Source organism: Pseudomonas sp. NPDC089392 (assembly GCF_044749595.1).
GTDB lineage: Bacteria > Pseudomonadota > Gammaproteobacteria > Pseudomonadales > Pseudomonadaceae > Aquipseudomonas.
The window spans coordinates 24,004-36,859 of sequence record NZ_JBIVIF010000057.1 but is presented as its reverse complement, the minus strand read 5'-3'; the positions used below and the strand labels follow the sequence as shown (position 1 = coordinate 36,859).

Here is a 12,856-nt window from a genome sequence, read left to right as displayed (position 1 = left end):
ACCCGCGAATACGGTGGTGGCTGCGACGGTGAATGGCCGGTGGAAATTGGCCGGCAGGCCCGGCCCATTCGCGGGTGAACCCGCTCCTACAACGGGCGGTGCCAAACCACCGATGTGTGTACACCACCGACCCATGTAGGAGCGGGTTTACCCGCGAATACGGTGGTGGCTGCGACGGTGAACGGCGGGTGGAAATTGGCGAAGCGCCGCGCGGCCGGCGCTCGATATCAGCTCCACCCCAAAACCCAAGCCAATCACCTGTCAGCCCTCACCCCCCCCCCAAACGAACCCCAGCATTAAAAAAACCACTGAACCCGATTCCGATAATTAACTTTCAAACCCTCCAATCTCGGCCCAGGATTGCCCACGAGGCCAGCCACGCCGCCTGCTGCGGCGCCTTCCTGGGCCGGTCATCACACACAGAATAAAAAACAAATGCCGTGTCGGAGTCCCTACATGACCCATGATTCCAAGCTGCTGCGTGCCGCGCTGATTTTCATTGCCTGTACTTCCTTCATTGTCTGTGGCGTGCAACCCATCTTCATGGGCTTGGTCACCGAGCAACTGAACCTGTCACTCGACCAACAGGGCTGGGTGGTGTCGGTCGAGATGATCGGCATGACCCTGGGCACCTTGTTGTGCCCGGTGCTGATGAAGCGTCACGGTGGGCGCAGCCTGTGCCTGTTCGTGGGTGCTCTGTGCGTGGCGCTGAGCGTCGCAACGGCGTTTGCCAACACCAACACGATGTTGTTGATGGTGCGCCTGGCGGCCGGCACCTGTGCGGGGCTGGTGTATGCCTATGCAGTGTCGACGTTGGGCCGCATGCCCAACCAGGACCGTTCGTTCGGGCTGATGCTGTTGCTGCAAACGCCGGAGTACTCGCTGTTTTCCGCAGCGTTGCCATTGCTCGCCGCGCAGAGTGGCACGGTGACCGCCTTGTGCGCGTTTGGCCTGTGGTACCTGCTGATCTGCGGTGCCAGCCTGGTGCTGCCGCGTCGCCCTGCGGTTGCGTTGGCCAGTGGCGAGGGCTCACCCGCCCAGGGTGGTTCGGCGCGTACCGGGCGTACGGCGCTGGTGGGCATGCTGTTCATGCAGGTCGCCATCTATTGCGTGTGGGGTTTCATCGACCAGTTGGCGCGCGACCAGGGTATCGATGGTGTCGATATCGGCTGGGCGTTCGGCCTGTCGGCGATTGGTGGTTTGCCAGGTGCCGGGCTGCCGAGTTTGTTGGGTGCACGGGTCAATCGTCAGTTGATGATTGCCGTGGGCCTGGTGGCAGTGTTCATTTCCATCGCCATGCTTACCGGCCACACCCGCACGCCGATGCAGTTGTTCGTGGCGTTGTTGTTGATCAACTTTGGCTGGGTGCTGTCGTTGTCGTACTACATGGCGTTGATCACCACCAACGACCCGACGGGCAAGCTCACGCCTTTGGTCAGCATCACCTTGATGGGCGCTGCCGCAGTAACGCCAGCACTGATTGCCATGATGGTGGAGGGGTCTGACCAGCAGCTGATCTTCCTGCTGGGGACGGGGGCGTTGGTGCTTGCCTTTGCGATTACTTGCCTGGGCGCGGGCAGCCGGAGGATGCGCGGCAAGGTTGCTTGTTGAGCATTACCTTGGCCTGACAGCATCCTCCGGTACAAGCCATTTGCCGGCCCATGCTTGAGCCTGAACTTCAGGCGCCAGCAATGGGCTCCGGCAAGCCTTTCACCCCAGGGTTCAACGCGAACACACCACCGGCCAATGGCTGGTCGCCAAGGTCGATACCCTGTGGCCGAATCGACGTCACGAACAGCGTATCCAGTTGCGCGCCGCCGAAGGCGCACATGGTTGGTTTCTTCACTGGCAGTGCCAAGGCCCTGTCCAGTTTCCCCTCGGGGGTAAAACGCAGCACCTGGCCGGCATCGATGGCGCAGATCCAGTAGCAGCCCTCGGCATCCACCGCCGCCCCGTCCGGGCGGCCGGGGTGCTGGTTCATGTCGACGAACACCCGGCGGTTGTGCGGTGTGCCGCTGTCGATGTCGTAGTCGAAGGCCCAGATCAGCTGCACGCTGGGGTGCGAGTCGGAAACATACATAGTCTTGCCGTCCGGGCTGAACGCCATGCCGTTGGGCACGAGCAGCTTGTCCAGCCGCGCTTGCAGCGGCGCTACCGGCCCGCCCGTTATCGGGTCGTAGCGGTACAGCGCACCCACCGGGTCGGCGCCCATGCTGGGCTGCATGGTGCTGGCCCAGAAGCGCCCCTGGCGGTCGCAGCGCCCGTCATTGAAGCGCATGCCGGGCCTGGCGTGCGCGACGCTGGCACGCTTGTCGGCCAGCAGGCGCCCGTCGGCCTGGGGGGTGAGCTGGAAGATTCCGCTCTGCTGTGCGCCCAGCCAATGGCCCTGCTGGCTGCGGACAATGCAGCCGAGCATTTCGTCGGCGCTCCAGTGGCGGGTCTGGCCGTCCAGTTGCCAGCGGTGCAGCCGGCCTGCCGGAATATCCACCCAGTACAAGGCATTTTCCTGCGGGTGCCAGACGGGGCTTTCCCCGGTGGTGTTGCGTGCGTCGCAAATCAGTTCGGCTGTCATGGAAACATCGCGCATTGCATCAGACCTCAGTCGCCAAAAGGGCCGGCTGCGGTGAAGGCGCCGCCTTGCAGGTGGGCGGTCGGGTCATTTGCCGCAGGCTTTGGCTGCTGCTCCAGGGCCGCACGGAAGCGCTCGGAGCTGTCTTTCGGGTTGAAGTCCAGGTGGGCGGCGTGGCGGTTGTCCCACCACAGGTCGCGGTTGGCCGACACGCCATACACCACGGTATGGCCAACGTTTTCGGCCAGCAGTGCACGCTCCACCAGGTGTGCCAGGTCGGCGTAGCTCAGCCAGGTAGACAACATGCGCATATTGCGCGGCTCGGGGAATGACGAGCCGATGCGCAGGCTCACGGTCTCGATGCCGTAGCGGTGGAAGTAGAAGGTGGCGAGGTCTTCACCATAGGCCTTCGACAGCCCGTAGTAGCAGTCCGGCCGGCGCGGTGCCTGCGCATCCACTTGCTCGCCCTGCGGGTAGAAACCGGTGACATGGTTGGAGCTGGCAAACACCACGCGTTTGATCCCGTGCTTGCGGGCGGCTTCGTAGATATGGAAGGTGCCGACGATGTTTGCTTGCAGAATCTCTTCAAAGGCGCGTTCGGTGGAAATGCCGCCCAGGTGCACGATGGCATCCACCTCCTTGGCCAATGCCAGTACGCCGGCCTTGTCGGCCAGGTCGCAGGTGATGACTTCTTCATGGGCGCCAGCGGCAGCGGGCATGGGGCTGATGTCCGATGCGCGCACGACGTTGGCGTGTACGTGCAGTGCTTGGCGAAGCACGTGTCCCAGCCCGCCGGCGGCACCGGTGAGCAGCAGGCGGTTGAAAGGTTTGCTAGGGGAGGTGGTCATGGTTGGGGCCTTTTACTGAAGCTGCATGAGGGTTTTGGCTGCGACGACACCGGCAGGGGCGATAGCTGCCCTTACATGAAGTTGTACTGGATACCCAGGCGCCAACGGGCCTGGCGATCGTCCGTGTAGGCGTTGACCTTGATATCGCCAACCTCCATGAAAGGTGCCCATTGTTTGTTGAGCTTGTACTTGATGATCAGGTTCTGCTCGTAGTCGCGCTTCTTGTTGTCGTAGCGGATGTAGTCGGTGGTGAAGTGGATGTACTGGTACTCGTATGCCCAAGGGCCGCTGGGTGTATAGCCGAGCCAACCTTCCAGGCGGGTGGTGTTCTGGTCGTCCTTGGCACGGTCGGGCTTGCTGTGGTCGACCTGGTCGCGGTCCAGGCTGCGCGCGTCGTGGCGCACCCGAGTGGCGACGTACCAGGTGTCGTTGATCTTGTAGTTGTACTTCAGGCCGAACTTGTAGGTGGTGGCGTCCTTGGAGCTGTCGATCTGGAAGGCGGGGGTCCAGGTCGACCGTGGGCTGGCCTTGTAGTTGTAATCCACGGTGAATTCATGGCCGTTGTTGACCATGTTGTCGTAAGCGACGTCTTCGCGATCACCGGCCGTCTTGTATTTCATCTCGGCGGCAAAACCCAGGCCGCTGTCCTTGCGGTAACTCAGCTTTATCCGGTCGGAGTGGTTGCTGTCGTCTTCGGTATACGAGTGCCGATAGTTGATGCTGGCTGAGTCTGCGCAGGCGTAGAACGACAGGCCGAGCGTACTGACGGCGATAAGGCGGCGAAGTGTGATGTTCATGCGATCTCTTTTCTTGTTTTTGTCGAGGACGTGATGAGGCGGGTGAGCGGCTGGGTCGGCTGGGCGGGTGGGATGCTCCGTGATTTTTCAAATAAGTTATCGTACGACCTTGGGGCTGTCCACGATTTCTTGAAAAGTTGTCTGATCACTTTGCATGATGGCTCTATTTAGCCTGTTTCGCATGTGTGTATAGGTTGATGTGGGTGATATCGAAGCGGGCGGAGTGGGTGTTTTATCGGTTTCACGCCGCTGAAAAGAGGTGCTTTCCAAAAGTTGTATGATGACGTAGGATGACCTCCAGAGCGTGACTCACCCGCCACAAATCCAATAAGAAGGCTCAGACGTCCATGATCATTACCGCTGTTAACGTCCAGGTGTTTTCCTACCCCACGCGCCGCGCTGTCGACAGCGCCGGCCACGCCCACCCAGGAGACGTGACCCAGGCCAGAATGGCCCTGCTGCGCATCCGCACCGAGTGCGGCAATGAAGGCTATGCACTGGGGGCACCCGAACTCATTCGCCCGTATGTACTGGACGGTTTCGTGCGCAAGGTGCTGGTGGGTGCCAACGCGTTCGACCGGGAAAAAATCTGGCACGACCTGGCGCACTGGCAGCGCGGCAGCGCCAGCCAGCTGACCGATCGCGCCCTGGCGCTGGTCGAGCAGGCGCTGTGGGACTGGGCCGGGCGCAAGCTGAACCTGCCGGTACACAAGCTGATCGGCGGCTACCGCGACAAGGTGCCGGCATACGGTTCGACCATGTGCGGTGATGAACTGCCGGGTGGCCTGTCCACCCCCGAAGAGTACGGCCGCTTCGCCGAAACCCTGGTCCAGCGTGGCTACAAGGCCATCAAGCTGCACACCTGGATGCCACCGGTGTCGTTCGCGCCCAGCGTTGCCATGGACATCAAGGCCTGCGCCGCCGTACGCGAGGCCGTCGGCCCGGACATCGCGCTGATGATCGACGGCTACCACTGGTACAGCCGTACCGAGGCCCTGACCATTGGCCGTGCCCTGGAAAAGCTCGATTTCGCCTGGTTCGAAGAGCCGATGATGGAAGACTCCGCAGAGTCCTACGCCTGGTTGTCCAGCCAGCTGGACATCCCCGTGCTCGGCCCGGAAAGCCTTGGCGGCAAGCACCTGAGCCGGGCCAGCTGGGTGAAGAACGATGTCTGCGACATCCTCCGTGCCGGGGTGGCCGGGGTCGGTGGCATCGCCCCGTGCCTGAAGGTCGCGCACATGGCCGAGGCGTTCGGCATGGATTGCGAGATCCATGGCAACGGCGCGGCCAACCTGGCGGTGGTGGGGGCGATCAAGAACTGCACCTGGTACGAACGTGGCCTGCTGCACCCGTTCCTCGACTACGACGAAGTACCGGCCTACCTCAAGCGCCTGGTCGACCCGATGGACGCAGACGGTTTCGTGCACCTGTCCGACCTGCCTGGCCTGGGTGAGGACATCGACTTCAACTACGTCGAGACCAACACGCTGCAGAGCTTCTGATACGTACATGGCGGCACGCTTCGCTGCGTGCCGCCCGAGCGTCGAATAACTATAAGAAGGCGATCTCACATGAGCGTTCTCCCCACACTCTGGGCGGGGGTCTTTGCCGCGTCGCTGGCGCTGACCTCGGTACCTGCCGCTATCGCGAAAACCCCGGCCGACCAGTTGATCGTCGGCATGAGCATGATCAACCTGCTGTCCCTCGACCCGGCGGCGGCCACCGGGCTGGATGTGTCCGAGGTCAATGCCAACCTCTACGACATGCTGCTGGTGCAGGACGCACGCCAGCCCGACCAGTTGCTGCCGGCCCTGGCAGAAAGCTGGCAGGTCAGTGATGACCGCAAGACCCTCACGTTCCAGCTGCGCAAGGGCGTCACCTTCCAGTCCGGCAACCCGCTGGGCGCCGAAGACGTCGCCTGGTCGTTGCAGCGCGTACTCAAGCTCAACCTGGCGCTGGCCTCGACCTGGAAGGCCTACGGCTTTACCGCAGGCAATGTCGGCCAGCACATGCGCGCCGTCGATGAACACACCTTCGTGGTCGAGCTGCCACGGCCAACCGATCCGCTGCTGGTGCTCAATACCCTGGCCACCTCGCCCAGCGCATTCATTCTCGACCGCAAGGTGGTGCAGCAGCACCAGAAGGGCAATGACCTGGGCGCTGCCTGGCTGACCACCCACGCTGCCGGCAGCGGCCCGTTCGCCCTCAAGGAGTGGCGCGCCAACGATGTCATCCTGATGAACCGTTTCGACGGTTACTGGGGCGGCCCGGCCAAGCTCAAGCGCATCGTCATGCGCAACATGACCGAGTCGCAGTCATTGCGGCTGATGGTCGAGCGTGGCGACCTGGACCTGGCCAAAGGCATGTCCGCGCCGGATATCGAGGCGCTGGAGAAGTCTGACAACGTTCGCACCCAGACCGTGCAGCGCGGCACGCTCTACTACGTGGCCCTGAGCGTGAAGCACAAACCGTTCGATGATGTGCGGGTGCGCCGGGCAGTGCGCTCGCTGATCGACTATCAAGGCATCAACCAGACGGTGATGCCGCACTATGGCCAGCTCAATCAACGCCCGCTGCCGCTGGGGCTGGCCGCGCGGCTGGACGACCCGGGTTATGCCCTGAACGTGGCCGAAGCGAAGCAGCTGTTGGCCGAAGCCGGCTACCCAGACGGTTTCAAGACCACCATCCGCGTACTCACCGAACCGCCGTTCATCAACATCGCTTCCAGCTTGCAGTCGACCCTGGCCCAGGCCGGTATCCAGGCCACCATCGTCACCGGCACAGGCAACCAGATCTATGGCGCCATGCGTGACCGCAGCTTCGACATCCTGGTCGGGCGCGGCGGTGGTGGTGCCGAGCGGCACCCGCATTCGAGCCTGCGCACCCTGGTGTACAACCCGGACAACCGCGACGAAGCCAAGCTGAGCAACTTCCAGGGCTGGCGTACCTCGTTCTACAGCCCCGAGCTGAACAGCCTGATCGAGCAGGCCGAGGTCGAACCAGACAAGGCGCAGCAACTGGCGCAGTACCAGCAAATCCAGCAAACCCTGGACCAGCAGGTGGGGGCGATCCTGCCCGTGTCGCAAATGACCGACACCGTGGTGCTCTACCACGATGTGCAGGACTACCAGGGCCATACCGCGGCCACCACCCGTTACAAAGACGTCTACAAGTCGCGTTGAGGCCGCCCCTCAGTGATTGGTGAATGCTTTTTCAGGAGCTTGTTATGTTTGCTTCGACTGCCTCTGTATTCGGCCCCCGTGTAACGGGCACCGCCCGCCGGGCCGGCACGGTCCTGGTGACCCTGCTCGGCCTGCTGGCGCTGACATTCTTCATCGGCCGGGTGATGCCGCTCGACCCGGTCCTGGCGGTGGTCGGCCCGGATGCCGACAGCTCCACCTACGACCAGGTGTACCGGGCGATGGGCCTGGACAAGCCGATCTGGGCCCAGTTCGGGCTGTACCTCAACGACTTGCTGCACGGTGATTTCGGCAACGCGCTGCTCACCGGCCACCCGGTACTCGAAGACATCAAGCGGGTGTTCCCGGCCACCATCGAACTGGCGACGCTGGCGATCCTGTTCGGCGTCCTGATAGGCCTGCCGCTGGGCGTGGTCGCTGCCAGCAACCAGGGGCGGGTCGGTGACCATGTGGCGCGGGTCATCACCCTGTTCGGCTATTCCACGCCGATTTTCTGGGTCGGCATGATGGGCTTGCTGGTGTTTTACGCCTGGCTGGGCTGGGCGGGTGGCGCAGGGCGCATCGACCTGGCCTATGACGGCATGGTCGACGAGGTCACCGGCCTGCTGCTGATCGACACGGCACTGGCGCGTGACTGGGAGGCCTTTACCAGCGCATTGCGCCATATCGTCCTGCCTGCGCTGATCCTGGGGCTCAACTCGGTGGCCTACATCAGCCGCATGACCCGCAGCTTCATGCTCGAACAGCTGTCTCAGGAATACATCATCACTGCCCGAGTCAAGGGCCTGTCCCGGCGCCAGGTGGTGTGGAACCACGCGTTTCGCAACATCCTTGTGCAGTTGCTCACGGTGGTTGCCCTGGCCTATGGCTCGCTGCTCGAAGGGGCGGTGCTGATCGAGACGGTGTTTGCCTGGCCTGGTTTCGGCCAGTACCTCACCAGCAGCCTGATGCTTGGTGACATGAATGCGGTGATGGGGTGCGTGCTGATCATTGGCCTGATCTTCGTTGCGCTTAACCTGATCAGTGATGCCCTGTACAAGGTGTTCGACCCACGGACCCGTTGAAGATCCGAAATTGCCGGGGCCGCAGCCCCCTGTGGGAGCGGCCTTGCGCCGCGATGGGGCGCGAAGCGGCCCCGGCAATCCCCGATCAAAACAGCGAATTGAATAACAACAAAAACGGATGCCCCCCATGAAGACTGTATTCCCGCCGCTGCGCACGGCCCTGCTAGGCGCGGCGCTACTGCTAGCCCCGCTGGCCGCGGTACAGGCCAAAACCCCCGCCGACCAGTTGATCGTCGGCATGAGCATGGTCAACCTGTTCTCCATTGACCCGGCCAACGCGCCCGGCCTGGATGCCTCAGGCATCAACGCCAACCTCTACGACACGCTTATCAAGCGCGACCAGGGCAACCCGGACAAGCACCTGCCGCAGCTGGCCGAGCGCTGGGTGATCAGCGATGACGGCAAGCAGATCACCTTCTACCTGCGCAACGACGTCAGCTTTCATTCCGGCAACCCCCTGACTGCCGAAGACGTAGCCTGGTCGCTGTACCGGGTGATGAAGCTCAACTACGGCCTGGCCACCACCTGGAAGGCCTACGGCTACAGCGTCGAGAACATTCAGGGGCTGATCCGCGCCAGCGATAGCCACACCTTGGTCGTCGACCTGCCGCAGCCCACCGACCCGCTGCTGGTGATCGACTCGCTGGCGGTGTCGCCCAGCGCGGTGGTGGTCGACCGTCAGCAGGTGCTCAAGCATGAGAAAAACGGTGACCTGGGCGCGGCCTGGCTGGTCACCAACGAAGCCGGCAGCGGCCCGTTCACCTTGAGCAAGTGGAGCGCCAACGATGCGCTGGTGATGACCCGCTTCGACGGTTACTGGGCGGGCCCGGCCAAGATGAAGCGGGTGCTGGTGCGGCACATGACCGAGTCGCAATCGCTGCGCCTGATGCTCGAACGCGGCGACCTGGACATGGCCTACGGCATGGCGGCGCCCGATATCAAGGCCATCGAGCAGTCCGACAAGCTTCAGGTGCAGGCGTTGCAGCGCGGCACCATGTACTACGTGGCGATGAGCATGAAACAACCGGAATTTGCCAACCGCAAAGTCCGCGAAGCGGTGCGCAACCTGATCGACTATCAGGGCCTGGATCAGCAGGTGATGCCGCATTACGGCACGCTCAACCAGCAACCGATGCAGCTTGGCCTTGAGGCGCGGCTGCCCGACCCCGGCTACAAGCTGGATGTTGCCAAGGCCAAGGCACTGCTGGCCGAGGCGGGCTACCCGCAAGGTTTCAGCACCACTATCCGCACGCTGTCCGAACCGCCCTTCATCGACATTGCCGCGCGCATGCAGTCGACCCTGGCCGAGGGCGGCATCAAGGCGAACATCGTCACCGGCACCGGCAACCAGGTGTACGGCGCCATGCGTGCGCGCAACTTTGAAATGATCGTGGCCCGCGGCGCCGAGCGCTACCCGCACCCTTACTTCAGCCTGCGTACCTTCGCCTACAACCCCGACAACAGCGACGCCGCTGGCCTGCCCAATTTCCAGGGTTGGCGTGCGTCGTTCTTCAGTCCCCCGCTAAACAGCCTGATCGACCAGGTTGGCGTGGAGCGTGATGCGGCCAAGCGCCTGGGTATGTATCAGCAGGCACAGAAGCTGTACGACCAGGAGGTGGGGCCGATCATGATGATCTCGCAAATGACCGACACCGCGGTGAGCGCCGTCGACGTCAAGGGCTTCACCGGCGATGACGCCGAGGCCACCCGCTACCTGGGTGTCTACAAGCAACGTTGAGTACCACCGGGCGCCTGCCGGCGCCCTTGGTGGCCATGATTCCACATCGAGAACATGCCGATGATTGCCAACATTTCTTCCTCCGATTCCACCGCCAAGCGGCAGGCCGACGCCCCCGCGTCGAGCCTCGGGGCCCTTGGCAAAAGCAGCCTGCGGGTGCTGCGCCTGCTGGTGCGCAACCCGATGACCCTGGCGGGCTTGCTGGTGGCCTTGCTGCTGGCCGTGGTGGCGGCGTTCGCGCCGTGGATCGCCACCCACGACCCGGTTGTCCAGAACCTCGCCAATGCCTTGCAGGCCCCCAGTGCCGCGCACTGGTTCGGCACCGACGAATATGGCCGCGACATCTTCAGCCGGCTGGTCTACGGCGCGCGCATCACCCTTTACATCATCGCCCTGGTGACGGTCATCGTCGGCCCGATCGGGTTGTTCATCGGCACGGTGTCGGGCTATTTCGGCGGCATGGTCGATACCGTGTTCATGCGCGTCACCGACATTTTCATTTCGTTCCCCAGCCTGGTGCTGGCGCTGGCGTTCATTGCGGCACTGGGCCCGGGCCTGGAGCATGCGGTGGTCGCCATTGCCTTGACCTCGTGGCCGCCAATCGCACGCCTGGCCAGGGCCGAGACGCTGTCGCTGCGCAAGGCCGACTTCGTGGTTGCCGTCGAACTGCAGGGGGCGTCGTCGACGCGCATCATCCTGCGCCACATCGTGCCGATGTGCATGTCGTCGGTGATCATCCGCCTGACCATGAACATGGCCGGCATCATCCTTACCGCGGCGGCGCTGGGCTTCCTCGGCCTGGGGGCACAGGCACCGTTGCCGGAGTGGGGGGCGATGATCTCCACCGGCCGGCGCTACATGCTCGAGTGCTGGTGGCTGGTGGCGGTACCGGGTGCGGCGATCATGCTGGTGAGCCTGGCGTTCAACCTGCTGGGCGATGGCCTGCGGGACATTCTCGACCCACGTAGCGAGTAACCGGAGGTTTTATGTCAGCGCTCAAACTCAATGTCGAATCGCTCAACGTGCGGTTCGTCAACGGCAAGAAAGTCATGCACGCGGTGCGCGATGTGTCGTTCACCCTGGGCCGGGAAAAGCTCGCCATTGTCGGTGAGTCCGGCTCGGGCAAATCCACCGTTGGCCGCAGCTTGCTCAAGCTGCACCCGGCCAGCGCGCAGATCACCGCAAAGGCCATGCAGTTTGGCGATGTCGACCTGCTCAGTGCCAGCGAAAAGGCCATGCAGGGCATTCGCGGCCAGCGCATCTCGATGATCATGCAAGACCCCAAGTACTCGCTCAACCCCGTGGTACGGGTGGGCGAGCAGATTGCCGAAGCGTACCTGGCGCACCACAAGGCCAGCCGCAGCGAAGCCCGCGAGCGGGTGCTGCAGATGCTCGACAAGGTGCACATCCGCGACCCGCGGCGGGTCTACGACCTGTACCCGCATGAGGTCAGCGGCGGCATGGGCCAGCGCATCATGATCGCCATGATGGTGATCACCAACCCGGAAGTGATCATCGCCGACGAGCCGACTTCGGCGCTGGATGTGTCGGTGCGCCAGCAGGTGCTCAACGTGCTTGAAGAGCTGGTGGTGGAGCAGCAGATGGGGCTGATCTTCGTCAGCCATGACCTGAACCTGGTGCGCAATTACTGTGACCGAGTGCTGGTGATGTACGCCGGGCGCGTGGTCGAGTCGCTGGCGGCCTGTGACCTGCACCGTGCCGAACACCCCTATACCCGAGGCTTGCTGGCCGCCTTGCCAAGCATGGACAACCGCCGCCCGCGCTTGCCCGTGTTGCAACGCGACCCGCTGTGGCTCACCTGCTGAGGTAACTGACCATGTCCATGATCCAAGCACACGCGTTGAACCTGAGCTTTGGCGTTGGCGCCGCGCTCAACCAGGTCCTGCACAATGTCGAGCTGAGCGTCGAAGATGGCGAGTCGTTCGGCCTGGTCGGGGAGTCCGGCTCCGGCAAGACCACGGTATTGCGCTGCCTGGCCGGCCAGTACCGGCACTGGAGCGGGGCCTTGAGCATCGACGGCGTGCCGTTGCAGCACAAGCTGCCCAAGGAGCACTTCCGCAAGGTGCAGATGGTCTTCCAGGACCCGTATGGCTCGCTGCACCCACGCCATACCATCGACACCGCCTTGCGCGAGCCGCTGGTGATCCACGGCATGGATGAGCGCAATGACCGCATCCACGACATCCTGATCAAGGTCGGCCTCAACGACAGCTACCGCTACCGCTACCCGCACCAGTTGTCCGGTGGCCAGCGCCAGCGCGTGGCCATCGCCCGGGCGTTGATCCTGCAGCCACGGGTGCTGCTGCTGGATGAGCCCACCTCGGCCCTCGATGTCTCGGTGCAGGCAGAAATTCTCAACCTGCTGTCGGACTTGCGCCAGCGCGAGAAGCTCACCTACCTGATGGTGACCCATGACCTGGGTGTGGTCAGCCACCTCTGCGACAAGGTCGCGGTGATGCAGCACGGGCGCATCGTCGAGCAGTTGGACTGCCGGGCGCTGGGCCAGGACCAGGCCAGCCACGACTACACCCGCATGCTGGTGCAAGCCAGCCGTGACTTCAGCGCCGATTTCGCCCAGGCCATGCCGGCCTGACCCCGGCACTAACAAGGAAGACAAGC

The 12,856-nt window shown here is 63.2% G+C and carries 11 protein-coding genes; 8 read left to right on the top strand and 3 right to left on the bottom strand.

Annotated elements, in window-relative coordinates; all coding sequences use genetic code 11:
* Window positions 1-456 precede the first annotated feature (456 nt).
* Complete coding sequence (locus ACIP1G_RS29175; RefSeq protein WP_400743481.1) at window positions 457-1,611, top strand: MFS transporter; 1,155 nt, start codon at window positions 457-459, stop codon at window positions 1,609-1,611.
* 67 nt (window positions 1,612-1,678) lie between these two features.
* On the opposite strand, the gene ACIP1G_RS29170 is transcribed toward ACIP1G_RS29175, so the two are convergent.
* The 3 genes from ACIP1G_RS29170 to ACIP1G_RS29160 all read right to left on the bottom strand — a co-directional run bounded on the left by ACIP1G_RS29170 (window position 1,679) and on the right by ACIP1G_RS29160 (window position 4,214).
* Complete coding sequence (locus tag ACIP1G_RS29170) at window positions 1,679-2,572, bottom strand: SMP-30/gluconolactonase/LRE family protein (protein ID WP_400743474.1); 894 nt, start codon at window positions 2,570-2,572, stop codon at window positions 1,679-1,681.
* A 26-nt stretch (window positions 2,573-2,598) separates the two neighbouring features.
* Window positions 2,599-3,417, bottom strand: a complete 819-nt coding sequence (locus ACIP1G_RS29165) for an NAD-dependent epimerase/dehydratase family protein (protein WP_400743471.1) — start codon at window positions 3,415-3,417, stop codon at window positions 2,599-2,601.
* 71 nt (window positions 3,418-3,488) lie between these two features.
* Window positions 3,489-4,214, bottom strand: coding sequence for an oligogalacturonate-specific porin KdgM family protein (locus tag ACIP1G_RS29160; protein WP_400743468.1), 726 nt, complete (start codon window positions 4,212-4,214; stop codon window positions 3,489-3,491).
* Window positions 4,215-4,561: 347 nt separating this feature from the next.
* Here ACIP1G_RS29160 and ACIP1G_RS29155 point away from each other — a divergent pair, with 347 nt between their 5' ends.
* From ACIP1G_RS29155 to ACIP1G_RS29125, 7 genes are all read left to right on the top strand, one after another.
* Window positions 4,562-5,716: a mandelate racemase family protein gene (locus ACIP1G_RS29155; protein WP_400743465.1), complete on the top strand. Its 1,155-nt coding sequence runs from the start codon at window positions 4,562-4,564 to the stop codon at window positions 5,714-5,716.
* A 69-nt stretch (window positions 5,717-5,785) separates the two neighbouring features.
* Window positions 5,786-7,396, top strand: coding sequence for an ABC transporter substrate-binding protein (locus tag ACIP1G_RS29150; RefSeq protein ID WP_400743463.1), 1,611 nt, complete (start codon window positions 5,786-5,788; stop codon window positions 7,394-7,396).
* 44 nt (window positions 7,397-7,440) lie between these two features.
* Complete coding sequence (locus ACIP1G_RS29145) at window positions 7,441-8,478, top strand: ABC transporter permease (RefSeq protein WP_400743460.1); 1,038 nt, start codon at window positions 7,441-7,443, stop codon at window positions 8,476-8,478.
* A gap of 127 nt (window positions 8,479-8,605) precedes the next feature.
* A complete protein-coding gene (locus tag ACIP1G_RS29140; RefSeq protein ID WP_400743457.1) occupies window positions 8,606-10,216 on the top strand; it encodes an ABC transporter substrate-binding protein in 1,611 nt (536 codons plus the stop codon).
* 60 nt (window positions 10,217-10,276) lie between these two features.
* Window positions 10,277-11,191, top strand: coding sequence for an ABC transporter permease (locus tag ACIP1G_RS29135; protein ID WP_400743454.1), 915 nt, complete (start codon window positions 10,277-10,279; stop codon window positions 11,189-11,191).
* An 11-nt stretch (window positions 11,192-11,202) separates the two neighbouring features.
* A complete protein-coding gene (locus ACIP1G_RS29130) occupies window positions 11,203-12,042 on the top strand; it encodes an ABC transporter ATP-binding protein (protein ID WP_400743452.1) in 840 nt (279 codons plus the stop codon).
* A gap of 11 nt (window positions 12,043-12,053) precedes the next feature.
* Window positions 12,054-12,830, top strand: a complete 777-nt coding sequence (locus ACIP1G_RS29125; RefSeq protein WP_400743449.1) for an ABC transporter ATP-binding protein — start codon at window positions 12,054-12,056, stop codon at window positions 12,828-12,830.
* The last annotated feature ends 26 nt before the right edge of the window (window positions 12,831-12,856 follow it).

Excerpts from the sequence above, each read along its gene's own strand:
- ACIP1G_RS29175 (WP_400743481.1), top strand. The coding sequence starts at position 457 with ATGACCCATGATTCCAAGCTGCTGCGTGCCGCGCTGATTTTCATTGCC.
- ACIP1G_RS29170 (WP_400743474.1), bottom strand. The coding sequence starts at position 2,572 with ATGACAGCCGAACTGATTTGCGACGCACGCAACACCACCGGGGAAAGC.
- ACIP1G_RS29165 (WP_400743471.1), bottom strand. The coding sequence starts at position 3,417 with ATGACCACCTCCCCTAGCAAACCTTTCAACCGCCTGCTGCTCACCGGT.
- ACIP1G_RS29160 (WP_400743468.1), bottom strand. The coding sequence starts at position 4,214 with ATGAACATCACACTTCGCCGCCTTATCGCCGTCAGTACGCTCGGCCTG.
- ACIP1G_RS29155 (WP_400743465.1), top strand. The coding sequence starts at position 4,562 with ATGATCATTACCGCTGTTAACGTCCAGGTGTTTTCCTACCCCACGCGC.
- ACIP1G_RS29150 (WP_400743463.1), top strand. The coding sequence starts at position 5,786 with ATGAGCGTTCTCCCCACACTCTGGGCGGGGGTCTTTGCCGCGTCGCTG.
- ACIP1G_RS29145 (WP_400743460.1), top strand. The coding sequence starts at position 7,441 with ATGTTTGCTTCGACTGCCTCTGTATTCGGCCCCCGTGTAACGGGCACC.
- ACIP1G_RS29140 (WP_400743457.1), top strand. The coding sequence starts at position 8,606 with ATGAAGACTGTATTCCCGCCGCTGCGCACGGCCCTGCTAGGCGCGGCG.
- ACIP1G_RS29135 (WP_400743454.1), top strand. The coding sequence starts at position 10,277 with ATGATTGCCAACATTTCTTCCTCCGATTCCACCGCCAAGCGGCAGGCC.
- ACIP1G_RS29130 (WP_400743452.1), top strand. The coding sequence starts at position 11,203 with ATGTCAGCGCTCAAACTCAATGTCGAATCGCTCAACGTGCGGTTCGTC.
- ACIP1G_RS29125 (WP_400743449.1), top strand. The coding sequence starts at position 12,054 with ATGTCCATGATCCAAGCACACGCGTTGAACCTGAGCTTTGGCGTTGGC.